Origin of the sequence: Nocardiopsis endophytica, from assembly GCF_027706725.1 — a bacterium.
Classification (GTDB): domain Bacteria; phylum Actinomycetota; class Actinomycetes; order Streptosporangiales; family Streptosporangiaceae; genus Nocardiopsis_A; species Nocardiopsis_A endophytica.
Genome location: NZ_JAQFWQ010000007.1, coordinates 1 through 26060, shown reverse-complemented (window position 1 = coordinate 26060; position 26060 = coordinate 1). Strand labels below are relative to the sequence as shown.

The following is a 26060-nucleotide window of genomic DNA, read 5'->3' as shown; positions in this document are numbered from 1 at the left end:
GGGGCACAATGCGCCCATGGAGCTGCCCGACCGCGTCCCCGGACTCACCGCACGCGCAGGCATCACCCTTCGGCCCTGGCGCCTGTCGGAGGAGGACCTCGACCTGGTCCGCCAGGCCTCCCGGGACGACTACATCCCAGCGATCACCACGGTTCCGCGCCCCTACACCGACGCCGAAGGGGCGGCGTTCGTGCGGCGCCAGTGGCACAGGACCGAGACGGGCCGCGGCTACCCGTTCGTCATCGTCGCGCCCGGCGGCCGGCCCGTAGGGAGTGTGGGCCTGTGGCTCAAGGACCTCGACCGGGGGCGCGCGTCCCTGGGGTACTGGATGGCCGGATCCGGCCGGGGGCGGGGAGCGGCCTCGGCGGCGCTTGAGGCGGTCGCCGGCTGGGCTCTGCACGGACTGGCGGTCCCGCGCCTGGAACTGTACGTGGAGCCGTGGAACACGGCCTCCCGGCGCACCGCCGAACGCGCGGGCTTCCGCCGCGAGGGGGTGCTGCGCGAACGGATGCAGATCGCGGGCGAGCTCCGGGACATGGACCTGTACTCACTCCTCAGGGGCGCCCCGCCAGAGGAGGACCGGGCGGCCGAGGCGAGCGCGCTCGGCCGCTTCGGCGGCACCACCGGCTCCCATTGACGGTTCCGGGTGAAGTCCCGGAGCCGTACCGGCCCATGGGCACTGCCGGGCCGCACCCTGTAGACCATGGGGCATGCCCACCGAAGACTGGCACCTCACCCACGACGTCGACGCCTTCCTCGCCCGGGCCGGGGGATTCCTGGGATCGCGCCCCGCCCTGCACAATACGGCGCTGACCGACATCGAGAGGCTGCGGACGAGCAGAGCCTCCGGGAACGGCGCAGGAGCGGGCGTCTTCGGCCTGCTGGAGTCGGCGGGCGGGGTCGGCGCGGTCTGCTACCTGACACCGGCCGGGCGGCTGGGGCTGACACCGCTGTCCGCCGCGCAGTCCGACAGCCTGGCCTCCCACCTGTCCGGCCTGGGCCACCGCCCCCTCCACGTCATCGCCGACCACGACACCGCCAGCGCCTTCGCCGAGGCGTGGCGGCGGCACGCGGACACGCGGACGGAGCCCTTCTGGCGCGCGCACCTGTACCGCCTGGAGGGGCTGGCCCCGCCGCGTCCCCCGGGCCGCGGCCGCACCGCGGGCGGGCGGGACCGCGAACAGGTCGTGCGCTGGTGCCGCGAGTTCTGCGTCGAGGTCGGCGAGAAGTCCTCCATCGACCTGATCGACGCCGGCGCCTGGGACGACTCGCGTTTCGGCGACAGGCGCTTCACGTTCTGGCAGGCCCCGGACGGTGCCCCCGTCTCGATGGCCGCGGCCACCGCGGTCGTGGGAGGCATGGTCCGGGTGGACCCGGTCTACACCCCGGCCCGCTTCCGCGGGCGGGGGTACGCGGGGGCGGTGACGGCCGAGGCGAGCAGGGCCGCACTCGCCGCGGGGGCCGGGGAGGTCGTCCTGTTCACCGACCCGGCGAACCCCACCAGCAACGCCCTGTACCGGCGCATCGGCTTCGCCCGCATCGCCGACTTCGCCGGTTACCGGTTCGGTGCCGGGTGACGATGGCGTCCCGCCGTGTGGTGTCGTTTCGGAGAGCGACACATTCCGTGGGGTGGTGCGGTGACGCCGGCGGCCGGGTGAACGCCGCGGCGCCCGACCGGCGCCTTCAGGAAACCAACGTTTGTTGGACACTGAAGGCCGGGTTGTCCGGGGTCGGACTGAACGTGTCGACCGGAAATCAGGACGGCCTGGTCACTGTGGTTCGGCCAGGCGGGTGACACGGCCGGTGTGGACGTCGAACCCCAGGACCGGATGACCGCAGTCGCCTTCGGGATCCATCAGGACGGGTCTGCCCAGGCATCGGCCGATCGCTGCGAGGAAGCCGCACAGGGTGTCCAGCCGTTCCTGCCCCTGGAGTTCGCGCAGGTCCACGTCGAAGTCGATCTCGTCCACAGCGTAGAAGCGGAAGATCGCGAGCACCCCGTCACTCGGCCACACCCGCAGCTCGGGGCACTCGGCGTCGGCGGCACGGGACAGCACGGTCTGTGCCCGGGGCAAGGGGACCACGGCGTCGCCTTCGGAGTGCCGGTGCTCCCACCCGCGCTCGACGATCAGGTCGAGGAGACTCTGCCAGTCGTTCACCGTGGTGTTGGGGACCCGCAGGTCCGGCAATGAGCCCATGGTGTGGGGGTCGAACAGGTCCTTCACGTCATCCCAGAGCAGACCGGCCATCTGACCATGCTGGCACCAAGCGCTGAGGTGTGGGGAAACGGATCGATTCTCCGACAGATTGGGGGTTGGCCAGGATCGACTGTAGGGTCCTGTTCGTGGCAGATCATCAGGACGAGACCAGGGCAGCCTACGACGGGGTCGTCGAGCTCTACGCGTCGCTGTTCGCCAACCGCCTGGAGACACAACCGTTCTCCCGGGCCATGGTCGCCACATTCGCCGAACTGGTGCGCTCGATGGGCAACTTACGGGCAGCGGACGTCGGATGCGGCCCCGGACATCTGACGGCCATGCTGAACGAACTGGGCCTGAACGCCGTCGGGCTCGACCTCTCCCCGGGCATGATCGACCACGCCAGCAGAGCTCATCCGAAGCTGCGCTTCCAGCAGGCGCGGATGGAGTCCCTGCCGATCGAGGACGGCGCGCTCGGCGGCGTGCTGGCCCACTACTCGATGATCCACACCCCTCCGGGGGACGTGCCGAAGCTGCTCGCCGAGCAAGTCCGCGTCCTGGCACCGGGCGGCCTGCTCCTCGTCTCCTGCTTCGGCACGGACGGGCCAGAGCCGGTCCGATTCGACCACAAAGTGGCGCCTGCCTACAGCTGGCCAGCGGAGTGCCTGGCCGAGCTACTGGCCGACGCCGGGCTCGTTCCCTTCGCGCGACTACTCCACGACCCGGCCTCCGAACGGGGCTTCCTCGACACCCATCTGCTGGCCCGCCGCCCGTAGGTCCGTCGACTCTGCGCACCGGACGGTCGGTGCCCTAGTGATGTGGTCGAACCCCAGTGGGGACAGGCGGGCGCACATCTCCTCAGTGGCGGGGAAGCCTTCGGCCCGGAGCCGGGTCACGGCGACGTCGATGTAGAGGCTGTTCCACCACACCACGGCGTTGAGCACCAGGCCCAAGGCGCCGAGCTGGTCGCCCTGGTGGCGTCGGCCCCGGCGGGCATCGACCTGGAACCCGAAGCGCGCCGCTTCGGCCCGCCGCTTCAACAAACGTTGGTTTTCTGAAGGCGCCGGTCGGGCGCCGCGGCGTTCACCCGGCCGCCGGCGTCACCGCACCACCCCACGGAATGTGTCGCTCTCCGTTTCCGCCCCATGGCCGGCCGCATCGACGCACCGCCCCGCACGGGCGGTGCGGCCCCGGCGCGCACGACGGTGGGGGGCGGCGCATGCGCCGCCCCCCACGTTCCCTGCTCAACCGCCCCGGCCGCTCGCCGGGGCCGCTGTCCGGCTCAGTCGCGGGGGCCGCGGCCCGCCGGGCGGCGCTTGGGGGCCTGGCGCGGCCCGCCGCCCTCGCGGGCGTCGCGCCGCACGACCGCCTTGCGGCCCTTGATCATCGCGCCCTGCAGGGCGTCGATCACCCGGTCGGCGTCCGAGGCGGGCACCTCCACCAGGGAGAACCGCTCGGCAATCTCGATGGCGCCGATGTCGCGGCCGCTCAGGCCCGCCTCGCCGGCGATCGCGCCCACCAGGTCCTGCGGGCGCACCCGGGCGCTGCGCCCGGCCCCCACGAACAGGCGCACCCGATCGCCCGAGGGGCCGCGCCCGGGGCGGCGGCCCGGGCCCTGGGAGCCCCGGTCCCGCTCGGGCCGCTCACCGCGGCGCCCGCGCCGGTCGGCCTCGGGGCGCACCGGGACCTGCGGGATCTCCTGCTCGCCCTCGGCGGCCGGGGCCAGCGCCCCGTGCGCCATGCGCAGCGCCTCCAGCGCGACCTGCTCGGCCCCGAACTCCTCGCGCAGCGACCCCAGGACCTCCTCCAGCTCCGAGGGGGCGGCCGTCGCGTCGCCGCGGGCGCCCCCGTCCTGCGACAGCGCCCGGTGCAGCGCCTGGCGGGTGCGCTCCAGGCGGCGGCGCCGCATCTGCTCGACGGTGGGCACCTGCTCGACCTCGATCGGGCTGGCCGTGGCGCGGCGCACCGCCTTCAGGCGCCGCTGGTCGCGCGGCTCGATCACGGTCAGCGCCACGCCCTCGCGCCCGGCGCGCCCGACCCGGCCCGTGCGGTGCACGTAGGACTCGGGGGCCGCGGGCAGCCCGAAGTTGACCACGTGCGTCAGGTGGTCCACGTCGATGCCGCGGGCGGCCACGTCGGTGGCCACCAGCAGGTCGGCCGCGCCCGAGCGCAGGCGCCCCATGACCCGGTCGCGGTGCTCCTGGCCCATGCCGCCGTGCAGGGCCTCGGCCCGGCGGCCGCGCGCGTTCATCGCCTCGGTGACCCGCTCGACCTCCTCGCGGGTGGCGCAGAACACGATGGCCGCGCCGGGGTCCTCGGCCTCCAGCAGCCGGGCCAGCGCCGCCTCCTTGTAGCCGCGCGGCACCAGGTAGGCGCACTGGCGCACGCGCGGGGCCTCGCCCTGGGCCTGCTTCTCGGGGGCGATGCGCACCCGCACCGGGTCGCTCAGGTGGCTCTGGGCCAGCGCCTCGATGCGCGAGGGCATGGTCGCCGAGAACAGCACCCGCTGGCAGTCGGCCGGGGTCTGCTCCAGGATCTGCTCGATGTCCTCGGCGAAGCCCATGTCGAGCATCTCGTCGGCCTCGTCCAGCACCGCCATGGACAGCCGGTCCAGCACCAGGCCGCCGCGGCCCATCAGGTCCAGGGCGCGGCCCGGGGTGGCCACCACCGCGTCCACGCCGCGCTCCAGGGCGCGCAGCTGGCGCCCGATGGGGGTGCCGCCGTAGACGGGCAGCACGCGGGCGCGGGCGGCGGCGCCCAGGGTCTCCACCGCCTCGCACACCTGCACCGCCAGCTCGCGGGTGGGCACCAGGATCAGGGCGGCCGGGGCGCCGGAGGTTCGCTCGGGCCGGTCGGCGAGCATCTGCAGGATGGGCAGGGCGAAGGCGGCGGTCTTGCCGGTGCCGGTGGCGGCCTGGCCGAGCAGGTCGCGCCCGGCGACCAGCGGCGGGATGGCCTCGCGCTGGATGGGCGTGGGGTCGGTGAACCCGGCCTGGGCCACCGAGGCCTGCACGCGCGGGCCCAGGGGCAGGGCGGCGAAGCCCTCGGGGGCCTCCTCCTGGGCGGCCGGGGCGTCTGCGCCCTCGGGGGCCTCGGCGCCCTCCTCGGGCAGGGCCTCGGGCGCCTCGAGCACGGGCTCGGGGTCGTTCTCGGTGGTGGTGCCGTGGTCGGCGATTGCGGATGCGGCGGATGCCATGGATCTCCAAAAGGACGCGGGCGTCGGTGTCCGTCGGGGCATCGCGCGGTGCGGGCGCTCGGAGGCGCCCGCAGGCTGCTGCGGGGTGGATGGGCGCGGACCTGTCCCTCGCGGCGCCGCGCGTCCGCAGTGCGCTCTCGCCGCATACCCGGTTCCGGCCCCCAACGCATGGGGCCGCGGGCGCTCAAGGGTCGCGGCCTCCCCGACGGTCACTGGCTCCGGCCGCGCCCCCAGCCTAGGCGATGAGGGGCGGTGCCCGGGCACCGGGGGCGGGCGGGGAGACCAGAAGCACACCGCGGGCGGGCCCGGGGGCGCGGCGCCGGCCCCTGCCCTCGGGCCCGGTTGCGCGGGCGGTCCCGGTGCCGCAGGCGGCGCCCGGAGGGGGCCCACGGCACCCCGGTCGGCGTCCTGACCTGCGAAGCTCCGCCCGGGCGCGGCGGGGCGCCCCACCGCCCCTTGACTACCCACGGGGGGTATGCCAGTGTTCCACACATACCCCGAGGGGGTATCCACGGGACGTTCTTCGGAAAAGGAGCTGATCGGCATGTGCGGCACCGGCACCGACCACCGCCCCCACGGCGCCACCGGCGGCCACGACCACCCCCACGCCCACGGGGCCGCCTTCGCCCAGGCCCTCGACCGGCGCCTGGCCCAGGCCCCCGCCCCCGCCGTCGAACCCGGCGCCGACTGGCACCTGCGCGGCGAGTGGTTCGACGTGTGCAGCTGCTCCCTGCCCTGCCCCTGCACCTTCGCCCAGGCACCCACCGGCGGCGCCTGCCTGTTCACCCTGGCCTGGCAGGTCCACGAGGGCCACTACGGCGGAACCGACCTGTCCGGCCTGGGCGTGGTCGCCCTGGGCCAGTTCCAGGGCAACATGTGGATCGACGACCCCGACGCCCTGATGACGCTCATGTTCTACATCGATGCCAAGGGCGGCCCCGCCCAGCGCCAGGCCCTCGAGCGCATCTTCACCGGAAAGGAGGGCGGCTGGCCCGGCACCTTCGGCTCCCTCATCGGCGAGCTGCGCGCCGTCGAGCACGCCCCCATCGACTTCCGCGCCGAGGCCGACCTGTCCTCCTGGCAGGTCGAGATCCCCGACCTGGTCCGCGCCCGGGCCACCGCCCTGACCGGCCCCACCGCCGACCCCTCCCGCCGCGTCCAGCTCCACAACGCCCCCGGCGCCGAGGTCGGCCCCGGCCAGGTCGCCACCTGGGGCGTGGTGCAGGAGGACCACGCCGTCGGCTTCACCTTCTCCCACCCCTACAAGGGCGGCTCCAGCAAACACTTCGCCTTCGACTGGCGCCCGTAGACGGTCGACGGCGGATGCGCGGTCGGTGGTCGCAGGCGGTCAGCGACCGCTCGCCCGGGCGCCACCCAGCCGGTCGTGCCAGGTCGCCGCGCCGAGCGCGAAGTCGCGCCGGAGGCAGGGGGCCACAGGCACTCGGCTCTCCACCGCCCCGAGGCGCCGGCGCAGCCGGCAGGGGGACGCCCCCGGAGGGCGGGCTCGCCGCCGCGCCGCGTCCTCGCCGGTCTCGGGGAACCCGTCCTCCCGAGACCGGCGCCGGGTTCGTGAGCCCCGTGTGTCCGCCCGCGCGGCCACTCCGGCCTGCGGGGCCGACGCCGAACGCCGACCAGGACCGGCAGGCCGCGGCCGTGACGCGAGGCGCCCGTCGGACCGCGCCCCGGGAACCTGCCCCTCCTCCAGCGGTCAGCGGGCCGCGGCCGCCACCCGCACGCCCGGCCCCACCAGCACCGTGCCCGAGACCGCCTCCATCCACCGCCGCACCGCAGAACGGGCGAAGGCCCGGCGCACCAGCCCCACCGCCCACGCCGCCGGCCCGTACCAGGCCAGGTCGACCAGGGTCCACAGCACGGCCGGCACCAGCAGGAACGGCAGCACCGGGGCGCCGGAGGGCACGAACTGCGGCAGGAAGGAGACCGCGAACACCGCCGCCTCGGGGTCGGCGGCGTTGGTGACCAGCCCCGGCCGCAACCCCGGCCACCACGAACGCGGCGGCACGGCCCCGCCTGCTCCGCCAGGGCTTCAGGGGGCCGTCCACCCGGGGTCGCGGCCGGTGATGGCCACCACCCGGTCCAGCAGCGGCGCCCCCGGCCCCACCGGCACCTCCGGCCCCCACAGCTCGGGCACGGGCGCCTTGGGGACGAAGTCGGCCACGTGCTCCAGGCACGCCCGCACGGCCGCCTCGGGCGGGTCGAAGCCGCGCCCGGTGGCCCGGGCCAGGTCCCAGCCGTGCACGACCACCTCGGTCAGGGCGATCCTGCCCCACACCTGGCGGGGCAGCCCGACCCCGGCGGCGTCGGCGCGGCCCTGCCAGGCCGCAGGGTCGTCCCAGGCCCGCCCCAGCTCGGCCAGGAGCCCGCCGAGCTCCGTGGGCCCCCGCCCGCCGCCGCCGGCGTCCTCGGAGCCCGGCCCCGGCCCGCCGCGCCCGAGCGCGGCGAACCCGCGGGCCACGACACCGAGGTGGTCCAGCAGGTCGGCGACGGTGTAGTCGGCGCAGGGCGTGGACAGGTCCGCCTCGCCGTCCCCGATCGCCCCGGCCAAGGCGGCCAGGTGCGAGCAGGCCGGCTTCAGATCGATCACAGGGTCCTCCTCGGGGGCGGGCGCTCGTGCCGCCCCATCTCCCCCTTGGACTCCCCCGCCGGCCCCGAATCATCGGCGCCCCCGGGCCCGCCTCACCGCTCCCCGGGCGCCACCAGCCCCGACTCATAGGCCACCACCACCAGCTGGGCCCGGTCGCGCACGCCCAGCTTGGCCATGGCCCGGTTGATGTGGGTCTTGGCGGTCAGCGGACTGATCACCATCCGCCCGGCCACCTGGTCGTTGGACAGCCCCCGCGCCACCAGCGCCACCGCCTCGCGCTCGCGCCCGGTCAGCCGCTCCAGCCCCGCACCCGAACCCGCCCCCGCAGGCGGCGGCCACGACACGAACCGCTCGATCAGCCTGCGGGTGATCTCCGGCGCCAGCAGCGCATCCCCCCTGGCGCCCACCCGCACCGCGTGCAGGAAGTCGTCGGGCATCACGTCCTTGACCAGGAACCCCGCCGCACCGGCCCGCAGCGCCTCCAGCACATACTCGTCGAAGCCGTAGTTGGTCAGGATCACCACGTGCACCCCGGCCAGGGCCGGGTCGGCGGCCATGCGGCGGGTCGCCTCGATCCCGTCCAGGCCCGGCATGCGGATGTCCACCAGGGCGACGTCGGGCAGGTGGCGCCGCGCCAGCTCCACGCCCCGCAGCCCGTCGTCGGCCTCGGCCACGACCTCGATGTCCCCCTCGGCCTCCAGCAGCGCGCCGAACCCGCTGCGCAACAGCGGCTGATCGTCCACCAGCAGGACCCGGATCACGGCCGCCCCTCCTCCAGCGGCTCCACCGGCAGCTCGGCCCGGACACCGAACCCGCCCCGGGGCCCCGGACCGGCGTCCAGGCGCCCGCCCAGCGCCTCCACCCGCTCGCGCATCCCCGCCAGCCCCACACCCGGGACGGCCCCGCCGCCCGGCACCGCCCTGCCGTCGTCCTCCACCCGCACCCGCACAGCCCGCTCGCCGCGCTCCACCGCCACCCGGACCCGCTGGGCCCCGGCGTGCCTGACGGTGTTGGTCAGCGCCTCCTGCACGATGCGGTAGACCGCCCCCTCCACCGCCGCGGGAAGACCCGCCCCCTCGGCCGGCGCCTCCACCTCCAGCTCGGCCTCCAGCCCTCCCGCGCGGGCCCCCCGCACCAGCTCGGGCAGGTCCGCCAGCCCCCGCGGGCGGGCGCCCGCGCCCCCGCGCAGCGCCTCCAGGGTCGCCCGCAGCTCCCGGTTGGCCTCCCGCCCCGCCTGGGCGATGGCCAGCACCGGCTCGGGCACCGGCTCCCCGCGCCTGCCCGCCAGGTGGAGGGCCACCTCGGCCTGCAGCTTGATCACCGAGATCTGGTGCGTCAACGAGTCGTGCAGCTCGCGGGCGATGTGCAGCCGCTCCTCGTCGGCGCGGCGCCGCGCGGCCTCCTCCCGGGTGCGCTCGGCCTGCTCGGCCCGCGCCTCGGCCTGCCGCAGCGCCTCCCCGGCCGCCGCGGCGGCCACCAGCCAGGCCACCTCCAAGGCGCCGCGCGCCTGGGCCAGCGCCTGGCCCGCGGCCGGCGCGCCCGCCGCCACCGCGGCCAGCGGCAGCGCGACCAGCAGGCCCAGCGCCCAGGCGGCCGCGGCGGCTCGGCGCCCGGCCCGCACGGCGGTGTACAGCGCCACCAGGAACGCCGCCGCGGGCAGGTCCAGCCCCGCGGCCTGGTAGCCCGCCGCCAGGGCGGCGGTGGCCGCCAGCACCGGGGCCGGGGCCCGCCTGCGCCCGGCCAGGACCAGGCCCGAGGCGGCCGCCAGCCCCACCGCCAACAGGCCGGCCCCTCCCTGCGGGCGCTGCTCGGCAAGGGCCGCGGCCACCAGGGCCGCCGCCATGCCCACGGCGATGGCCCCGTCCACAGCTGCCCGGGCGGCACCCGGTCGGCCTGCGCTCATGCCCCGACCCTAGACCGGTGCGCCCCGGCCGCGGCTCCTGCCCGGGGCCGATCCGCGGCTACCGCGGGCGCGGTAGGGCGGGCCCGGCTGCGGCCCCCGCGGCAGCGCACCTTGCCTGCGCCCGCACGACGACACGGCCCGTCCCCGCGGCGCATGCTCGGACCACACCGGACAGCGAACGAGGCGAGGAGGACGGCAGATGTCCCTATCAGTGGTGGCGGCCGAGGCGGCCGCGCTCCTACAGCCCTGGGCCGCCGACCCGGCGGCGGGCATGACCCCGGGGCGGCTGGGCTCGGTGGCCGGCGCGCTGGCGGGCCTGGCGGGCGCGGCGTGCGCCGTGCGGGCGGTGCTGCGCCCGGGCGGGCCCGGACGGTCCCTGGCGGTGGCGGCCCTGGTGCTCGGGCCGCTGGGCACCCTCACCGGGGCGGTGGTGGTGGCCTCCGCGGACGGCGGCCTGGGCACCGGGAGCGGCCTGGCCGGAGGGTGGGTGTCCATCGCGGTGGGGGCAGCGGCCACCGTGCTCGGCGCGGCGGCCTGGGCCCGGGCCCGCCGCGCGCCCCGCCCCGGCTGAGGCACGCCGCACCCGGGGCGGAGCCCCGCGGCGCCTTGCGGGGGAACCGCGCCCGAACGCGGCGCATCCCACCCGTGAGGCCCCGCGGCCCGAAGGCCGCCCGCCCTGCGCCGCGCCGCAACGAGGAGCCCGAATGGACGAGAGCGCGCTGTTCCTTGCGATAGGCCCGCTCGCAGTGCTCATGGGCGCCTGGTACCTCGCCCGGCCCCGGGCGTGGGCCAGGTACAGCGCCCGCTACTGGGTCAAGGACCCGGAGGGGGCGGAGCCCAGCGGCGGCGCCGTGGTCCTCGTGGTCGCCACCGGCTGCGTGTCCATCGGGCTCGGCGCCGCGCTCCTGTTCCTCGGCCTTGACGAGCGCAACGGCCATACCCCCGGCGGAGACGAGGCCCCGGCGCCGACCGGGCTCCCCGGCCTGGAGCCGCCGCAGGCCCCCTGACCGCCGCCGCCCGTCGGCCTCAGGCCCCTCCCGGGCCGCACGCGTCCCTGTCCGGGTCGGCCACCCGGCCCACGGCGCGCTTGAACTCCGGGCACTCCACCAGCGGGTCGTGGTCGCACCCCGCGGCGTGCGCCAGGCTGTCGCGCAGCCGCACCAGCCGCCCGATCGCCTCGTCCACCTCGCGCGCCTTGGCCGCCAGGCGGCCGCGCAGCTCAGCGTCGTCCGGCGTGCCCGACAGGAACGCGCGCACCTCCGCGATGGTGAAACCCGCGCTGCGCGCGCAGGTGAGCACCCCCAGCCGGTGCAGGACCCCGGGGTCGTAGGCCCGGCGCAGCCCGTTGCGCGCCGCCGGGGCGATCAGCCCCTCCTTCTCGTAGTAGCGCAGCGCCGAGGGCGCCAGCCCCGTCCGCCGCGCCACCTCGCCGATGTCCAACAGCCCCGCCTCCGGCGCCTGCGTCCCCATGCCCTCGGCCCCTCCCTCGCGCCCGGCCGCGCGGTTGACTTGAAGCGCGCTTCAAGTCGCAGTGTAGGCGCATGCGGATCCACCACATGAACACCGGCTCCATGGCCCTGCTCGAACCCGCCGACCCCGGCCTGCCCGCCGCCCGCGCCGTCTGCCACACCCTGCTGGTGGAAACGGCCGCGGACGGGCTCGTCCTGGTGGAGGCCGGCCTGGGCCTCGACGACGTCCGCCGCCCCGGGGCCAGCCTCGACCCCGGCTGGGTGCAGGCCGTCGGCCCCGTCCTCGACCCGGAGGAGACCGCCGTGCACCAGGTGCGCGCGCTCGGGCACGACCCGGCCGACGTGCGCCACATCGTGCTCACCCACCTGGACGTCGACCACGCCGGAGGGCTGCCCGACTTCCCCGGCGCCACCGTGCACGTGCTGGAGGAGGAGCTGCGCACCGCCCGCTCCGAGGCCGCCGGCCCCCGCTACCGCCCCGCCCACCGGGCGCACGGCCCGCGCTGGTCCGCCTACCCCTCCGACGGGGGCCAGGACTGGTTCGGCCTGCCCGGCGCGCGCGAGCTGCGCGGCGTGGAGGCCGACATCCTGCTGATCCCCTTGGGCGGGCACTCCCTGGGCCACGCCGGGGTCGCGGTGCGCGACGGGCGGGGGTGGCTGCTGCACGCGGGCGACGCGTTCTTCTACCACCGCGAGCTGGCGGAGGAGGACCCCCACGGCCACCCGGTGCTGGACATGGTGCAGGAGGGGGCGCAGGTCGACGAGAAGGTCCGGACGGCCACGCGGGAGGCGCTCCGGGGCCTGGTGCGCGACCACGGCGACCGGGTGGAGGTGGTGTGCGCCCACGACCCGTGGACGCTGCGGCGCTTCACCGCCGGATAGCCGTCCGCAGGCGGCGGGCGCCGGGGGCGCGGCCGACCGGGACACCGTCGCACGGGCATCGCCCCGGTGCGCCACGGGCGCCCGCCGGCCGGCGCCCTGCTCCCAGCGGAGAGGGCCGCGGCCCGCCACCGGCTGCCGCCGCCCCGGACACTGGGATCACGGCGGCGCGGTTCCTGCCGACGAGGCCACCGAAGGACTTCGGCCCCGACGCGGACATAGGCGCCGCGGCCTTCCCGCACCGGCGGCCTGCGCGGCGAATCGGGCACCGGCGAGCGGCACCTGCCGGCCGCGCTCAGCCCCGGGCCCGCCGCACGCCCGGCGCCGAAGCGGTCGAGGGCCGGAGCCGCGGATGAGAGGGCCCTGTGCGTTCGGCGGACACCGGCCGCTGCCCCGGCCCGACCGTCCCATGGGCCCGCCGGTCGGCGGCCGGTGTCCGCCTCCCGGTACGCCCGTACCACTGCGGCGGTGTACCGGGCCCCGGGTCAGGCGGTCAGCGCCGCGAGCTCGCCCTCGGCGCGCTCGGTGACACGGGCCAGGACGCGCCCGGCGGCGGCCAGGTCCTCGGCGGGTATCCCCTCCCAGACGCGGGTGGAGAGGGGGGCGACCTCCGCGCCGACGGCGGCGAGCAGCTCACGCCCCGCGTCCGTGGGGCGAAGGTGCGCGCCGTCCGCGACGAGCAGCCGCTTGGCCTGCAGCTCGTCGATGGTGGTGCGGACGTCGGACGGATCGGCCTTCAGGGAGCCCTGGATCCGGGCGACGAGGTCGCCCTGCGCCTGCGGGGTGTCGGCGGCGATGGCGCCCAGGGTCATCTGCTGCTGGTATGTGACGCCGTGCCGGTCCAGGACGTGGTCCAGGAGGCTGCGGGCGGCATGGTAGGCCAGGGCGAGGAGCCTGGCGTCGGCGACGGGTGCCGTGGTGCTCACGGTGTTCTCCCCTCAGTGCTGTCGTCGTTCGGTGCGAGCGGGGCGTCGAGCAGGGCCGTCAGCTCGTCGGTGAAGGCGCGCGTCCGCTGGGCGTCCAGGCCGCCCAGCGGCTCCAGCAGCTGCTGGAGCAGTTCCTGGACCACCGCGACCGCCTTGCGCGCGACGGACTGGCCCTGCCCGGTGAGGGCGAGCCGCACGGCGCGCGTGTCGCGGGAGTCGCGGGTGCGCTCGATCAGGCCGGCCGACTCCAGGGCGCGCGCCAGCTTCGACACGTACAGCGCCTCCATGCCGGTGTGGTCGGCGAGCCGGCGCTGGCTGGGCCTCTCGCCTGTGCGCTGCATGCCGTACAGCGACGCGAGGAGCGAGTACTGGGCGTGGGTCAGGCCCAGCGGAGCCAGCGCGCGGTCGACCGCGACGCGCCACTTGTTGGCGAGCCGCCACACCAGGAAGCCGGGGGTGGGGCCCGGGGAACCCTCGCTCATACAGATAGAGTACATGGCGACTATGTACATGGCTACTATTTTTCCGGGGCGGCACCCCCGCCCGGCGCCGGATGGTCCGCGAAGGCCTCCGGAACCCTGCTCAGAGCACATCTGCCAGGCCGCCGGCACACCGCGCCCCGCACGCCCGTGCGGGGAACCGGCCGCCCCGCCGGTGCCAGGGGGCCCAGCGGCCGACCACGGCCGGGGCGCGTCCCCGGGCGTCCGCGAGCCGCAGCCGCCGGACGGTCGGCGGCGGATCGTCGCAGGGGTGCGGCACAATCCCCGCGGACCGGCCGCAGGATGTGGAGGCACGCGTGAGAGACGCCTATTCCGTCGGGGAGTTCCTCGGACACGACGATCACTGCGCTCAGGCACCCGGAGGGCTCCTGGACCGGGAGTGGGACGAGGACGTGGACGTCGCGGCCCGCGCCCACCTGCTGGACCGGTGGCTCCGCGAGGACGCCCCCGGCGCCCCCGCCGTGGTCACCGAGCTGCGCACGGGAGGTCAGGGCGCCGAGCCGACGCCCGACGCGCTGGCGGGCAGCGGGCTGTTCCAGGGCACCGGCCCCCAGGGCCGCATGCGGCGCGAGCCGCGCGCGTGCCGCCCCGTCCCGGTGGCGGAGGCGGCCTCGGTCGTCGAACAGGCCCTGCTGGACCGTGGCGGCGCGCCGTCACGGCGGGCCGCGCTGCTCGCCGCCGACCTGCGCGAAACGATCACCCGGGGCGGGCGGCAGGCGGCACTGGTGACGGTGGCGGACCCGGCCACCGGCGCGGTCGTGGAGGACGAGACCCACGTGGTGCTGTCCTGGCAGCCGGGCTTTCTGGCCACCACGTTCATCCGCATCGGCGTCGTCCCCCGCCCGGAGGGTGGCGAGCCGTTCGATCCGGCCTGCACCTTCGCGGGGTGCTCGGACCCGGTCCGGCTCGCCCCCGGGGAGCACGGGCGCGCCGAGGACGGGCTGCGGGCCGTATGCGCGGGAACCGTCCTCGCGGCCCTGCTGGAGTGCGAGGGGCGCGCCGCGTTCTCGGTGGGGTGGCGGCCCCACGGCATCGGCCCGGGCCGCCACCGCGACCTGTCCGCCGTGCGCGCCTGGTGGGAGACCACCGCGTGGCACGGGCAGTACGAGGACGACTGCATCGACATCTACTACGACTACGGCGCCGGCGGCTGGGGAGGGCGCCACGCCCACCTGGCGCCCGATCCGCAGGATCTGGACGAGCACTTCGACGGCGACCGCCCGGGGGCGCGCTGCCTCGTCCTCGGCGACCCGGCCGACCCGGCGGCCGGGGACTGGGGGCTGGGCGATGAGATGCGGCCCTTGGACACCGCCGCCCTCCTGGCGGAGGTCGAGGAGCTCCGCCGTGTGTGCCGGGAGCAGAGCGGCGGAGGCGGGCTGGCCGGGATCCTGCTGGACGAGCTCCTCACCCGGCCGCTGGAGCGGATCGGGGGGCCGGAGCGCCGGATGGCCGTGTGGGCCGACGCCGATGGCGACGGGTCCTTCTGGCGGACCGCCGAAGGCGCGGTCGACCCCTACGACGACGACGCCCGCCGGCTCCTGGTGGTCGGGCCGAGCGAGGCGCTGTACATCGTCTTCAGGGGGGAGATGGGCGCCTGAACGCCCCGCGTGCGGCCGGGCCGGGGCGGGTCGCCCTGATCGTCGCCGGGTCGCGGCCGCGGGCACCTCCAGGGGGCCGAACGACGGCCGGAGCCGCGTCGGCGGGCCGGTCGCGGATGCGGATCAGACCGGTTCGAGCAGTGCGGTCACTCTGCCGATCCTGCCGCCCGGGTCGAATTCGAAGTGCAGGTGACGGCCGTTGGCCGGGTACCGGTCGAAGGCGGCCCCGGCGCGCTCCGGCGTGCCGAGGAGCGCGGCGACCCCGGAGCGGGTGGCGGTGGGCGAGAGCCCGTCGATCAGCGCCGCGGGCCGCGGGTACCGGCCATAGCCGGGGTCCTGGCCGTCGGGCCGTGTCCGCACCATGGCCGACACCAGGACACCGTCTTCGAAGAGCAGGTCCGTGCCGGACGGTCTGAAGACGAGGTAGGTGGACCTCACGCCGCCGAAGCCGAACTCCTCGACCTCCATCCCGGGGCCGACCAGGGCGATGGCCTCGAGGATGCGGCTGTCGCCCTGCCGGCGCCCCAGCGCGTCCAGCAGCAGGGCCGCTTCACCGGTGACGGTCGCCATATCCCCCTCCCTCCGCCTCGGCCGCCGTTCGCCGACCCGCTGCGGGCCTCGGGCGGCCGGACCCGGCCACGGAGATCCTGGCACAGCGCAGGGACCGCCGCGAACACACGAGCCCCGCCACCGCCCTCGGCGCACCGGCCCGGCCGCGCTCGCCGCCCCGGGGCCGCAAGCACCCCAAGTGCAGCTCGGGGGCGGGATCGCTCCAGAGGGCTGAGCAGGGCGGAGCCCCAAGGGCGGGGCCTGTCCCTCACCCCCTACATCGCCTTCACGGCGGGGAGGGGCCCATGCGCACGGGGCGGCCGGGCCTCACTCCGGCTGCGGGGCGAGGCGGGCCGCCACGGCGTCCAGGACCCACTCCAGGCCCTCCTCGAAGGACTCCTCGGCGCCGGTGTGCGCCCCCTCGTGCACGGCCCTGGCCAGGGCCGGGAACCGGCCCGTCTCCAGCATCCGCACCAGGTACGGGCCGTGTTCGCGCTGCCACCGGCCCTTGGACAGGCCCGTGGCGCGCTCGGCCCGCAGCTCGGCCACCTCGCGCCTGACCGCGCCGATGGTGTAGGCGTTGACGGTCTCCACCGCCCGCCAGGCGGTGTCGGTGTCGGCCAGGCCCTCCAGCGCGGCCAGCGGCGCCTCGCCCGCCGCCAGGGCGTTGGGCCCCGGCGCCGGGCGCCCGCCGAGCAGGTCGGCCAGCCACTCGTGGCGCAGGGCGGCGCGCCGGGTGCGGCGGGCCATGCCGCCCAGCGCCTCGCGCCAGTGGCCGGGCGGGGCGTCGGGCAGGACCTCGGCGTGGACCCGGTCCACCATCAGGTCGAACAGGTCCTCCTTGGCGGAGATGAACCCGTAGAGCCGCATCGGCCCCGCGCCCAGGCGGGCGGCGACCTTGCGCAGCGACACCGCCTCCAGCCCGCCCTCGTCGGCCAGGTCGACGGCGGCCCCGGCGATGCGCGCCCGGTCCAGCGGCGCGGGGCCCTTCGGCGGCTCGGGCCGGTCCCACACGGTCATGGCACCACCGTACAGTTGCGATACAGCGTATCGAGAAAATACAGTGTATCGCCATGAGCCTCCGTATCGCCGTGGTCGGCGCCGGGCCCGCGGGCCTGGCCCTGGCCCGCGTCCTGCACCGCCACGGCCGCACGGCCACCGTCCTGGAGCGCGACCCCCACCCCCGCGCCCGCCCGCCGGGCGGCACCCTGGACCTGCACCGGGGACTGGGCCTGCTCGCCCTGGAGAAGGCGGGCCTGACCGAGGGCTTCCGCGCGCTGGCCCGCCCCGAGGGCCAGGCCATGCGCATCCTGGACACCGACGGGCGCATCCTGCGCGACTGGCGGCCCGGCCCAGAAGAGGACGCCAACCCCGAGATCGACCGGGGCGACCTGCGCGACCTGCTGCTGGGCCCCCTGGAGGTGCGGTGGGGATGCGCGGTGAGCCGGGTCGTCCCCCGGCACCCGCACGGCGCCCGGGTCCACTTCGCCGACGGCCGCCGGGAGGAGTTCGACCTGGTGGCCGGGGCGGACGGCGCCTGGTCCCGCGTGCGCCCGGCGCTGTCACCGGCCCGGCCGCACTACACCGGCGTCACCCTGGTCGAGACCTGCCTGGAGGACGTCGACCGCCGCCACCCCGGCCCGGCCCGCCTCATCGGCCAGGGCGCCCTGGCCGTCTACGGCCCCGGCCGCTCCCTGGTCGCCCAGCGCAACAGCGGCGGCCGCGTCAAGGTCTACGCCCAGTTCCGCGCACCCGGGCCCGGGCACCCCGGCGCCCAGGGCACCGACCCGGCGGCCGAGCGCGAGCGCCTGCTGTCCCTGTTCGAGGGGTGGGCCGACCCCCTCCTGGAGCTGGTGCGCCGCGGCACATCCTTCGTCCGCCGCCCCCTGCACGCCCTGCCCGTCGCCCACACCTGGGCGCACGTGCCCGGGGTGACGCTGCTGGGCGACGCCGCCCACCTGATGCCCCCGCTGGGGGCGGGCGCGAACCTGGCCCTGCTGGAGGGCGCCGAACTCGCCGAAGCCATCGCCGCCGCCGCCGACGGGCCCGTCGGCCTGGACGCGGCGGTGCGCGGCTTCGAGGAGCGCATGTGGGAGCGCGCCGCCGGATGGGCCGGGTTCACCGCCGAGGGCCTGCGGCGCCTGGTCAGCCCGGACCCCTCCCAGGCCCTGGCCCTGTTCGACGGGGTCCACCCGCACTGATGCCCGCCGGCGTGCGCCCGCGCCCCTGGGGCCCGTCCGGCCTGCCCCGCCAGTACGCCGCCACGGCGGCGGCCAGCGCGAGCACGGCGCCCGAGCGCAGCAGGTGGCCCGCGTCGCCGAGCTCGGGCAGCAGGGCGCTGGAGGCGTTCCAGGCCGCGTGGACGAGCACGGCCGCCCACACTCCCCCCTCCAGGTGTTCGCAGACGAAGAGGATGATGTAGCTGAGCGGGAGGAAGGTGGCGAAGAACAGGGCGCCCTGCAGCGTCACCAGGCCGGTCCGGCTCTGCTCGGTGCCCTCCAGGAAGAACAGCGGCACGTGCCACACCGCCCACGCAGCGCCCAGCAGCGCGGCGGTGGCGGCCCTGCCCAGGGCCGTGCGCAGGCGCGGCTGGACATAGCCGCGCCAGCCGAACTCCTCGGCGAGCGGGCCCGCAAGGAGGGTGTAGGCCAGCACGCCGGCGGGGCCTCCGGCGCCCGCCGCCACCGCGGCCGCATGGCGCGGCAGCTCCTCCAGGCCGTCCCAGTTCAGCAGGGCCGACACGAGCAGCGCCGGTGCCGCGCCCAGAAGCAGTGACAGGAGCGGCCAGGCCAGGGACGGGCGCACGCGCCGGCGGGCCCGCTCCCTGCCGTGGCGCAGCCGCATCGCCAGGGCCGCCAGTGTGGGGCCGCAGGCGGCCAGCGTGAACACCGCAACGGCCGGGCCCCGGTCCACGTCGGCCCCGGCCGCGGCCAGCGCGGCCCAGGGCGGCCATGTGATGAGCACGCAGGCCAGGGCGAACTGCCCGAGCCTGCGGCGCAGGAGGGCGCGGTCGGGGGCGGTGCTCACAGAACCGGGGGCCATGCCTTCCTTCCCGCGCCGCCCGCAGGCGCCGCCTGCTGCGGCGCCTGCGGGCGGCGCAGGGGACAGCCTCGCGCAGGCGCAAGGGCCCGTCACGGGCGCCCGCACCCGTCCGGGGGTGGTGCGGGCGCCCGTGACGGGCCGCGCGGCCCCGGGAAGGGCGGACGCCTAGGGCTCCAGGGCCCGGGCAAGGACCGAGGCCAGTCGCTCGCGCGCCATGTGCACGGCTTCGCAGGGGGCGGGGCCCCAGTCGACCTTCACGGTCACCGCCCCCTCGGTGTTGGTGACCACGGCGCACCCGTCGCGGTGGAAGGCGGGGACCCTGTCGGTGATCCGGCGGCGCTGGCCGGGGTCGAGCACCGTGCAGGCGGCGGTGTCCAGGCGCAGGCTCGTGGTGAAGCCGCCCAGGGCGGGGTCGGCCCTGCCGGTGCCCGGGTCCGGGGGCAGCGTCCACTCGAGCTCGCCTTCGGGGATGGCGACCGTGGCGGTGACGGGCAGCGCGGCGTCCATCGCCCCAGTCTCACACGGCCCCGGGCCCCGGGGGTCGGGCCGCCGGCGGCCCGACCGTGCCGCCGGCCCTGTCCGGGCGCTGGGCCCAGGGCGCGTCGCCCGTTCCTGCCCGCCGCGCGGGGCCCTGGGACAGGGGCGGTGAGCGGATCGACCGGGTCGGCGGCTTGCGGCGCTGCCCCGTCCGGTCCGCCCTCCGGCTTGCGCCGGGGCGCCGCACGCGCGCCGGGAGGCGGGCACCCCCTCCCCTCCCCTGCGGGGCGGGGTTTCGTTTGGGCGGGCCGGGCGGCGCCGGTGACGGTTCGGGGCGCCCCGCAGGCTTGACCCCCGGTAACGCCCACTTATCGGGGGGCAGGATTCCCGGCCGCCCGGGCCTCCTTTTTGTTTGCGGATCATGTATTACGTAACTAGATAACGTAATGAACTAACGTTATTCGAGGGGTGGTCCGGCGGGGACGCCGAAGACCCCCTCGGGGCCCGCCGCCACTTGCTTGCGGAGCACCCGGGACCCGGCCCGGGCGCCAAGGTGACACCGGCAGCCCGCCCGGGGCCCCGCCCACCGACGAGCGGCCCCCGCGCGAACCGGTGCCGTGGCCGGCGCGCCAGGAGACCACCGCCACCACCGCCCGCGCCGGGGAGGCCCCTTCCCGGACCCCGCACGGCCGCATTCCCGTCCCCTCGGCCTCCACCGGGCCCGTGTCCGGGCGTTCAGCGCCACCCCGCCGCTCCCTCGGCCGACGGGACCCGCCGGGTGGCGCCATTTCCGCTGGCCGCGACCGGCCCCGGCGGGTGGCCGGACCGCCTCGTCGAAGGGCGGGGCTCAGGCCGGGCCGCGATGACGGTCCGGCCCGGACGGTCAGAGACGACACCGCCAGGACGGACACCATCCCCCCGGCCGTGCCCCCAGGGGCCTGCGGCCGGGGCGTCAACGGACGCGACGCCCACCGCGCCGCCCGCACACGCCCCCGCCACCGGTGAGGCCCCCCACACCCCCGCCCGCCGAGAGCCCCCGCGCCGCCCGCATACCCTGGGCGACCAGGGGCCCAGCCGCCGCACACCAGCCACGCTCAAGCATCGCTTTGGCCCATTCCTACAAACTCGGGCCCGCAATGTTGCGCCGAGTACGACATGGCACCGGCGCCCCGCACACGGAAAGGTGGAACACTGCCGGGGCACTGCGCCCCCCACGGCGCGGGCCCCCAGCCGCGGCGCACACGGTCACTGGTCACCACGAAGAAAGGGCTCGGTCGGCTTGTTCACGACAATCGCCATCGTCAACCGCGGCGAGGCCGCCATGCGCCTCATCCACGCCGCACGCGACCTGTCCGCCCGCACCGGCACACACGTCCAGACCGTCGCCCTGCACACCGACGTCGACCGCACCGCCGCCTTCGTCCGCGAAGCCGACGCCGCCTACGAGATCGGCCCCGCCGCCCAGCGCCCCTACCTCGACCTCAAGGCCCTCGAGCGCGCCCTGGTCGACACCGGCGCCGACGCCGCCTGGGTCGGGTGGGGCTTCGTCGCCGAGGACCCCGCCTTCGCCGAACTGTGCGACCAGCTCGGCATCACCTTCATCGGCCCCAGCGCCGCCGCCATGCGCCAACTCGGCGACAAGATCGGCGCCAAACTCCTGGCCGAGGAGGTCGGCGTTCCCGTCGCCCCCTGGAGCCGCGGCGCCGTGGCCACCCTCGACCAGGCCCTGGCCGCCGCCTCCGACATCGGCTACCCCCTCATGCTCAAGGCCGCCGCCGGCGGCGGCGGACGCGGCATCCGCGTCATCAACGGCCCCGACGAGCTCACCGAGGCCTTCGACCGCACCAGCGCCGAGGCCGCCCGCGCCTTCGGATCGGGCACCGTCTTCCTCGAACGCCTGGTCACCGGCGCCCGCCACGTCGAAGTGCAGGTCATCGCCGACGGCCAGGGCACCGCCTGGGCCCTGGGCGTGCGCGACTGCTCCATCCAGCGCCGCAACCAGAAGATCATCGAGGAATCGGCCTCCCCCCTGCTCGACGCCGAGCAGACCGCCCACCTCAAGGCCTCCGCCGAACGCCTGGCCCTGGCCGTGGACTACCGCGGCGCCGCCACCGTGGAGTTCCTCTACCACCCCGGCGAACGCCTCTTCGCCTTCCTCGAGGTCAACACCCGCCTCCAGGTCGAACACCCCATCACCGAGTCCACCACCGGCATCGACCTGGTCGCCGCCCAGCTGCAGGTCGCCGCCGGCCACCCCCTCACCGGCCAGGCCCCGCCCGAGCGCGGCCACGCCGTGGAGGCCCGCCTCAACGCCGAGGACCCCGACCGCGACTTCGCCCCCTGCCCGGGGCGCATCGCCCGCCTGGCCCTGCCCGCCGGCCCCGGCATCCGCGTGGACACCGGCGTCGCCGAAGGCGACACCATCCCCGCCGAGTTCGACTCCATGATCGCCAAGATCATCGCCCACGGCCGCGACCGCGACGAGGCCCTGGCCCGCCTGCGCCGCGCCCTGGGCGAGACCACCGTCGTCATCGACGGCGGCGCCACCAACAAGAGCTTCGTGCTCGACCTGCTCGACCAGGACGAGGTCACCGGCGCCACCGCCGACACCGGCTGGATCGACCGCGTCCGCGCCCAGGGCCGCCTGTCCGGCGCCCCCCACGCCGCGATCGCCCTGACCGCCGCCGCCATCGAGGCCTACGAGGAGGAGGAGGGCGCCGCCCGCGACCACCTGCTCGCCACCGCCTTCGGCGGCCGCCCCCAGGTGCGCCACGAGACCGGCCGCCCCCTGGCCCTCAAACTCCGCGGCGCCACCTACCAGGTCCTGCTCGCCCGCACCGGCGCCGACCGGTTCCGCGCCCGCCTCACCTCCGGCGACCACACCGCCACCGCCGACGTCCACCTGCACCGCCACGACGCCCACACCGGCCAGATCACCGTCAACGGCCACCGCCACCGCCTGCTCACCGCCACCCACGGCCCCGTCCACCTCGTCGAGGTCGACGGCACCGCCCACCGCGTCAGCCGCGACGAGGGCGGCGTCGTGCGCTCCCCCGCCCCCGCACTCGTGGTGGCCACCCCCCTGCAGGTCGGACAGACCGTCGAGGCCGGCGCCCCCGTCCTGGTGCTGGAGTCCATGAAGATGGAGACGGTCCTGACCGCCCCCTTCGACGCCCGCCTGGCCGAATCCCAGGTCCAGATCGGCACCCAGGTCGAGACCGGCGCCGCCCTGCTGCGCCTGGAACCCCTCACCGACACCGACCAGGCCCCCGCCCAGCAGGCCCCCCGCCTCGACCTGCCCGAGCCCGGCCCCGCCCCCCTGGCCCAGCGCCTGGCCCGCGGCCGGGCCGACCTGCGCGCCCGCATGCTCGGCTACGACCCCGACCCGGCCGACCCCGACGCCGCCCTGGCCCGCTACCTCGACGACCGCAAGGCCGCCGCCGCCGGCGGCGCCGCCCCCGTCGCCGACGAGCTCGGCATCATCGAAGCCTTCGCCGACCTGGCCGAACTCTCCCGCAACCGCCCCGCCGAAGGCGAGGCCACCGGGGAGGAGCGCGTCCACAGCACCCGCGAACACTTCCACACCTACCTGCAGAGCCTGGACCTGGACCGCGCCGGCCTACCCGAGGCCTTCCGCACCCGCCTGGCCCGCGCCCTGTCCCACTACGGCATCACCACCACCGACCGCACCCCCGCCCTGGAGGCCGCGGTCCTGCGCATCTTCCTGGCCCAGCAGCGCGCCGCCGCCGACGCCCGCACCGTCGCCGCCCTGCTGCGCGCCTGGCTCGAGGAGCCCGCCCCCGACCACACCCTGCGCGAAGGCGTGGGCCTGGCCCTGGAACGCCTCATCGCCGCCACCCAGGTCCGCTTCCCCCAACTCGCCGACCTGGCCCGCGGCGTCGTCTTCGCCTGGTTCGCCCAGCCCCTCCTGCGCCGCAACCGCGCCCGCGTCTACGCCGACGTCCGCCGCCACCTGCGCCACCTGGACGACCACCCCGACTCCCCCGACCGCGCCGACCGCATCGCCCACATGGTCCGCAGCACCGAACCCCTGGTGCGGCTGCTGGGCCAGCGCCTGGCCCGCGGCAAGACCGACAACTCGGCCATGCTCGAGGTCCTCACCCGCCGCTACTACGGCAACAAGGGCCTGACCGGCGTGCACACCACCCGCGCCGCCGGGTGCGACTTCACCCTCGCCCAGCGCGACGGCACCCGCCTGGCCTCAGCCGCCGTCCCCTTCGACCGCCTCCCCCAGGCCCTGGAGGGCCTGGCCGCCGCCGCCGAAGGCGCCCAGGCCCTGGCCGCCGACATCTACCTGGCCTGGGAGGACCAGCCCGCCGACACCTCGGCCACCGCCCAGGCCCTGGCCGGCGTCCTGGCCGGCGCCGACCTGCCCCCCGCCGTCGAGCGCATCACCACCACCGTGGCCGGAAGCGGCGGCGCCGTCATGCACCACCACTTCACCTTCCGCCCCGACCCCGCACGCGGCCACCGCATGGCCGAACAGCGCCTCATCCGCGGCCTGCACCCCCACATCGCCAGCCGCATGCAGATCGAACGCTTCGCCGACTTCGACCTGACCCGCCTGCCCTCCACCGACGAAGAGGTCTACCTCTTCCGCGCCCAGGCCACCACCGACGCCTCCGACGAGCGCCTGGTCGCCTTCGCCCAGGTCCGCGACCTGACCGAGCTGCGCGAACACGACGGCCGCCTGGTGGCCCTGCCCACCGCCGAGGACACCCTGGCCGCCTGCCTGGACTCCATCCGCCGCGCCCAGGCCCAGCGCCCGGCCCGCGGCCGCCTGGCCAACAACCGCATCGTCATCTACGTGTGGCCCCCCTCCACCCTCACCCGCGACGAGATGGAGATGATCGCCGACCGGCTGCGCCCCACCACCGCCGGCGCCGGCCTGGAGGAGATCTGCTTCATCGGCCGCCAGCGCGACCCCGACACCGGCGCCCTGACCAAGATGGCCGTGCGCATCGCCTTCGACGCCGCCGGCCGCGCCGAGCTCACCGTCGGCCCGCCCGACCAGGAGCCCGTCCGCCCCCAGGACGCCTACCGCCAGAAGGTGCTGCGCGCCGCCCGCCGCAACACCGTCTACCCCTACGAGCTCACCGGCATGCTCGGCGACTTCACCGAGCACGACCTGGACGGCTCCGGCCGCCTGGCCCCGGTGGACCGCCCCAGGGGCCGCAACACCGCCGCCATCGTCGCAGGAACCGTCACCACCCCCACCGCCAAGCACCCCGAGGGCATCACCCGCGTCGTCCTGCTGGGCGACCCCACCAAGTCCCTGGGCGCCCTGTCCGAACCCGAGTGCCGCCGCGTCATCGCCGCCCTGGACCTGGCCGAGGACATGGGCGTGCCCCTGGAGTGGTACGCCCTGTCGGCCGGCGCCCGCATCTCCATGGACTCCGGAACCGAGAACATGGACTGGGTCGCCGCCGCCCTGCGCCGCATCGTCACCTTCACCCAGGCCGGCGGCGAGATCAACGTCGTCGTGGCCGGGATCAACGTCGGCGCCCAGCCCTACTGGAACGCCGAGGCCACCATGCTCATGCACACCAAGGGCGTGCTTGTCATGACCCCCGACTCGGCCATGGTCCTCACCGGCAAGCAGTCCCTGGACTTCTCCGGCGGCGTCTCGGCCGAGGACAACTTCGGCATCGGCGGCCACGACCGCATCATGGGCCCCAACGGCCAGGCCCAGTACTGGGCCCCCGACCTGCCCGCCGCCCACGGCGTGCTGATGTCGCACTACGACCACACCTACATCGCCCCCGGCGAGACCGCGCCCCGCACCGGCGCCACCGCCGACCCCGCAGGCCGCGACATCCGCGACTACCCCCACACCGCCGAGGGCAGCGACTTCACCACCGTCGGCCAGATCTTCTCCGCCGAGCACAACCCCGACCGCAAGAAGCCCTTCGACATCCGCACCGTCATGCGCGCCCTGTCCGACCAGGACCACCCCGTCCTGGAGCGGTGGGCCGACATGGCCGACGCCCACAACGCCGTGGTGCAGGACGTCCACCTGGGCGGGGTGCCGGTGTGCCTGCTGGGCATCGAGTCCAAGTCCCTGACCCGCCACGGGTTCCCGCCCACCGACGGCCCCGACGCCTACACCGCCGGGACCCTGTTCCCCCAGGCCTCCAAGAAGGCCGCCCGCGCCATCAACGCCGCCAGCGGCAACCGGCCCCTGGTGGTGCTGGCCAACCTGTCGGGCTTCGACGGCTCCCCGGAGTCCATGCGCAAGCTCCAGCTGGAATACGGCGCCGAGATCGGCCGGGCCATCGTCAACTTCCAGGGCCCCATCGTCTTCTGCGTCATCTCCCGCTACCACGGCGGCGCGTTCGTGGTCTTCTCCAAGGCCCTCAACCCGAACATGACCGTGCTGGCGCTGGAGGGCTCGCACGCCTCGGTGCTGGGCGGCGCCCCGGCCGCCGCGGTCGTCTTCTCCGGCGAGGTCGACGCCCGCACCGCCGCCGACCACCGGGTCAAGGACCTGCAGGAGCGCCTGGCCGCCGCCGAGGGCACCGGGCGCGCCGCCCTGGCCGCCGAGCTGGAGGAGCTGCGGGCGACCGTGCGCGCCGAGAAGCTGGGCGAGGTCGCCGCCGAGTTCGACGCGGTGCACAGCATCCAGCGCGCCGTAGAGGTGGGCTCGGTCGACGAGGTGATCAGCGCCGACCGGATGCGCCCGCGCATCATCGCCGCCCTG

At 76.4% G+C, this 26060-nt stretch carries 24 protein-coding genes; 10 read left to right on the top strand and 14 right to left on the bottom strand.

Annotated features, from left to right (window positions below; translation table 11 throughout):
• The first annotated feature begins 16 nt into the window (after window positions 1-16).
• On the top strand, window positions 17-637 hold the full coding sequence (locus tag O4J56_RS03945; protein WP_270683687.1) for a GNAT family N-acetyltransferase: 621 nt from the start codon (window positions 17-19) through the stop codon (window positions 635-637).
• A 73-nt stretch (window positions 638-710) separates the two neighbouring features.
• Window positions 711-1577, top strand: coding sequence for a GNAT family N-acetyltransferase (locus O4J56_RS03940; RefSeq protein WP_270683686.1), 867 nt, complete (start codon window positions 711-713; stop codon window positions 1575-1577).
• 192 nt (window positions 1578-1769) lie between these two features.
• Here O4J56_RS03940 and O4J56_RS03935 read toward each other — a convergent pair whose 3' ends face one another.
• Window positions 1770-2249 carry a hypothetical protein gene (locus O4J56_RS03935; protein ID WP_270683685.1) on the bottom strand — a complete coding sequence of 160 codons (480 nt, stop codon included), beginning with the start codon at window positions 2247-2249 and terminating at the stop codon, window positions 1770-1772.
• Window positions 2250-2344: 95 nt separating this feature from the next.
• On the opposite strand from O4J56_RS03935, the gene O4J56_RS03930 reads away from it, so the two are divergent.
• Entirely contained in the window at window positions 2345-2974 is a 630-nt protein-coding gene (locus O4J56_RS03930; protein WP_270683684.1) for a class I SAM-dependent methyltransferase, read from the top strand.
• Here O4J56_RS03930 and O4J56_RS03925 read toward each other — a convergent pair.
• Together O4J56_RS03925 and O4J56_RS03920 are read right to left on the bottom strand one after the other, a co-directional pair.
• Entirely contained in the window at window positions 2909-3238 is a 330-nt protein-coding gene (locus O4J56_RS03925) for a Tn3 family transposase (protein ID WP_408639080.1), read from the bottom strand. The two genes, O4J56_RS03930 and O4J56_RS03925, sit on opposite strands and share 66 nt — an antisense overlap.
• Window positions 3239-3480: 242 nt before the next feature.
• On the bottom strand, window positions 3481-5394 hold the full coding sequence (locus tag O4J56_RS03920) for a DEAD/DEAH box helicase (protein WP_270683683.1): 1914 nt from the start codon (window positions 5392-5394) through the stop codon (window positions 3481-3483).
• A gap of 544 nt (window positions 5395-5938) precedes the next feature.
• Between O4J56_RS03920 and O4J56_RS03915 the strand changes: the two genes are divergently transcribed.
• A complete protein-coding gene (locus O4J56_RS03915; protein WP_270683682.1) occupies window positions 5939-6703 on the top strand; it encodes a DUF1326 domain-containing protein in 765 nt (254 codons plus the stop codon).
• Window positions 6704-7102: 399 nt separating this feature from the next.
• Here O4J56_RS03915 and O4J56_RS03910 read toward each other — a convergent pair whose 3' ends face one another.
• From O4J56_RS03910 to O4J56_RS03895, 4 genes are all read right to left on the bottom strand, one after another.
• The gene (locus O4J56_RS03910; protein WP_270683681.1) at window positions 7103-7414 is read right to left on the bottom strand and encodes a LysE family translocator; all 312 of its coding nucleotides are present in this window, start codon (window positions 7412-7414) and stop codon (window positions 7103-7105) included.
• Window positions 7415-7438: 24 nt separating this feature from the next.
• Entirely contained in the window at window positions 7439-7996 is a 558-nt protein-coding gene (locus tag O4J56_RS03905) for a TIGR03086 family metal-binding protein (protein ID WP_270683680.1), read from the bottom strand.
• 92 nt (window positions 7997-8088) lie between these two features.
• Window positions 8089-8757 (bottom strand): response regulator, encoded by a 669-nt coding sequence (locus O4J56_RS03900; RefSeq protein WP_270683679.1) that lies wholly within the window; start codon window positions 8755-8757, stop codon window positions 8089-8091.
• Window positions 8754-9899 carry a sensor histidine kinase gene (locus O4J56_RS03895; RefSeq protein WP_270683678.1) on the bottom strand — a complete coding sequence of 382 codons (1146 nt, stop codon included), beginning with the start codon at window positions 9897-9899 and terminating at the stop codon, window positions 8754-8756. The genes O4J56_RS03900 and O4J56_RS03895 overlap by 4 nt, the downstream gene beginning before the upstream one ends.
• Before the next feature lie 199 nt (window positions 9900-10098).
• Between O4J56_RS03895 and O4J56_RS03890 the strand changes: the two genes are divergently transcribed.
• Both O4J56_RS03890 and O4J56_RS03885 read left to right on the top strand, forming a co-directional pair.
• Window positions 10099-10470 carry a DUF6223 family protein gene (locus tag O4J56_RS03890; protein WP_270683677.1) on the top strand — a complete coding sequence of 124 codons (372 nt, stop codon included), beginning with the start codon at window positions 10099-10101 and terminating at the stop codon, window positions 10468-10470.
• Window positions 10471-10603: 133 nt separating this feature from the next.
• Entirely contained in the window at window positions 10604-10906 is a 303-nt protein-coding gene (locus O4J56_RS03885; RefSeq protein WP_270683676.1) for a hypothetical protein, read from the top strand.
• A 19-nt stretch (window positions 10907-10925) separates the two neighbouring features.
• Here O4J56_RS03885 and O4J56_RS03880 read toward each other — a convergent pair whose 3' ends face one another.
• A complete protein-coding gene (locus O4J56_RS03880) occupies window positions 10926-11369 on the bottom strand; it encodes a MerR family transcriptional regulator (RefSeq protein WP_270683675.1) in 444 nt (147 codons plus the stop codon).
• A 71-nt stretch (window positions 11370-11440) separates the two neighbouring features.
• Here O4J56_RS03880 and O4J56_RS03875 point away from each other — a divergent pair, with 71 nt between their 5' ends.
• On the top strand, window positions 11441-12250 hold the full coding sequence (locus tag O4J56_RS03875; protein ID WP_270683674.1) for an MBL fold metallo-hydrolase: 810 nt from the start codon (window positions 11441-11443) through the stop codon (window positions 12248-12250).
• Window positions 12251-12732: 482 nt separating this feature from the next.
• On the opposite strand, the gene O4J56_RS03870 is transcribed toward O4J56_RS03875, so the two are convergent.
• Window positions 12733-13173, bottom strand: a complete 441-nt coding sequence (locus O4J56_RS03870; RefSeq protein ID WP_270683673.1) for a MarR family winged helix-turn-helix transcriptional regulator — start codon at window positions 13171-13173, stop codon at window positions 12733-12735.
• Window positions 13170-13655: a MarR family winged helix-turn-helix transcriptional regulator gene (locus O4J56_RS03865; protein ID WP_270683672.1), complete on the bottom strand. Its 486-nt coding sequence runs from the start codon at window positions 13653-13655 to the stop codon at window positions 13170-13172. The genes O4J56_RS03870 and O4J56_RS03865 overlap by 4 nt, the downstream gene beginning before the upstream one ends.
• Before the next feature lie 314 nt (window positions 13656-13969).
• On the opposite strand from O4J56_RS03865, the gene O4J56_RS03860 reads away from it, so the two are divergent.
• Entirely contained in the window at window positions 13970-15271 is a 1302-nt protein-coding gene (locus O4J56_RS03860) for a hypothetical protein (RefSeq protein WP_270683671.1), read from the top strand.
• Between the two features lie 123 nt (window positions 15272-15394).
• On the opposite strand, the gene O4J56_RS03855 is transcribed toward O4J56_RS03860, so the two are convergent.
• Both O4J56_RS03855 and O4J56_RS03850 read right to left on the bottom strand, forming a co-directional pair.
• On the bottom strand, window positions 15395-15841 hold the full coding sequence (locus tag O4J56_RS03855; protein ID WP_270683670.1) for a hypothetical protein: 447 nt from the start codon (window positions 15839-15841) through the stop codon (window positions 15395-15397).
• A 306-nt stretch (window positions 15842-16147) separates the two neighbouring features.
• Entirely contained in the window at window positions 16148-16840 is a 693-nt protein-coding gene (locus tag O4J56_RS03850) for a TetR/AcrR family transcriptional regulator (protein ID WP_270683669.1), read from the bottom strand.
• 53 nt (window positions 16841-16893) lie between these two features.
• On the opposite strand from O4J56_RS03850, the gene O4J56_RS03845 reads away from it, so the two are divergent.
• Window positions 16894-18021 carry an FAD-dependent oxidoreductase gene (locus O4J56_RS03845; protein WP_270683668.1) on the top strand — a complete coding sequence of 376 codons (1128 nt, stop codon included), beginning with the start codon at window positions 16894-16896 and terminating at the stop codon, window positions 18019-18021.
• Here O4J56_RS03845 and O4J56_RS03840 read toward each other — a convergent pair.
• Window positions 17966-18862: a CPBP family intramembrane glutamic endopeptidase gene (locus tag O4J56_RS03840; protein WP_270683667.1), complete on the bottom strand. Its 897-nt coding sequence runs from the start codon at window positions 18860-18862 to the stop codon at window positions 17966-17968. The two genes, O4J56_RS03845 and O4J56_RS03840, sit on opposite strands and share 56 nt — an antisense overlap.
• Before the next feature lie 165 nt (window positions 18863-19027).
• Window positions 19028-19369 (bottom strand): hypothetical protein, encoded by a 342-nt coding sequence (locus tag O4J56_RS03835; RefSeq protein ID WP_270683666.1) that lies wholly within the window; start codon window positions 19367-19369, stop codon window positions 19028-19030.
• Window positions 19370-20618: 1249 nt separating this feature from the next.
• On the opposite strand from O4J56_RS03835, the gene O4J56_RS03830 reads away from it, so the two are divergent.
• A partial coding sequence (locus tag O4J56_RS03830; protein ID WP_270683665.1) for an ATP-binding protein occupies window positions 20619-26060 on the top strand: 5442 nt, incomplete at its 3' end.

Bases quoted from the DNA above. Each gene is read 5' to 3' on its own strand.
- O4J56_RS03920 (WP_270683683.1), bottom strand. From the start codon at position 5,394: ATGGCATCCGCCGCATCCGCAATCGCCGACCACGGCACCACCACCGAG.
- O4J56_RS03945 (WP_270683687.1), top strand. From the start codon at position 17: ATGGAGCTGCCCGACCGCGTCCCCGGACTCACCGCACGCGCAGGCATC.
- O4J56_RS03855 (WP_270683670.1), bottom strand. From the start codon at position 15,841: ATGGCGACCGTCACCGGTGAAGCGGCCCTGCTGCTGGACGCGCTGGGG.
- O4J56_RS03935 (WP_270683685.1), bottom strand. From the start codon at position 2,249: ATGGCCGGTCTGCTCTGGGATGACGTGAAGGACCTGTTCGACCCCCAC.
- O4J56_RS03840 (WP_270683667.1), bottom strand. From the start codon at position 18,862: ATGGCCCCCGGTTCTGTGAGCACCGCCCCCGACCGCGCCCTCCTGCGC.
- O4J56_RS03915 (WP_270683682.1), top strand. From the start codon at position 5,939: ATGTGCGGCACCGGCACCGACCACCGCCCCCACGGCGCCACCGGCGGC.
- O4J56_RS03875 (WP_270683674.1), top strand. From the start codon at position 11,441: ATGCGGATCCACCACATGAACACCGGCTCCATGGCCCTGCTCGAACCC.
- O4J56_RS03845 (WP_270683668.1), top strand. From the start codon at position 16,894: ATGAGCCTCCGTATCGCCGTGGTCGGCGCCGGGCCCGCGGGCCTGGCC.
- O4J56_RS03885 (WP_270683676.1), top strand. From the start codon at position 10,604: ATGGACGAGAGCGCGCTGTTCCTTGCGATAGGCCCGCTCGCAGTGCTC.
- O4J56_RS03940 (WP_270683686.1), top strand. From the start codon at position 711: ATGCCCACCGAAGACTGGCACCTCACCCACGACGTCGACGCCTTCCTC.
- O4J56_RS03895 (WP_270683678.1), bottom strand. From the start codon at position 9,899: ATGAGCGCAGGCCGACCGGGTGCCGCCCGGGCAGCTGTGGACGGGGCC.
- O4J56_RS03835 (WP_270683666.1), bottom strand. From the start codon at position 19,369: ATGGACGCCGCGCTGCCCGTCACCGCCACGGTCGCCATCCCCGAAGGC.
- O4J56_RS03850 (WP_270683669.1), bottom strand. From the start codon at position 16,840: ATGACCGTGTGGGACCGGCCCGAGCCGCCGAAGGGCCCCGCGCCGCTG.
- O4J56_RS03890 (WP_270683677.1), top strand. From the start codon at position 10,099: ATGTCCCTATCAGTGGTGGCGGCCGAGGCGGCCGCGCTCCTACAGCCC.
- O4J56_RS03865 (WP_270683672.1), bottom strand. From the start codon at position 13,655: ATGAGCGAGGGTTCCCCGGGCCCCACCCCCGGCTTCCTGGTGTGGCGG.
- O4J56_RS03880 (WP_270683675.1), bottom strand. From the start codon at position 11,369: ATGGGGACGCAGGCGCCGGAGGCGGGGCTGTTGGACATCGGCGAGGTG.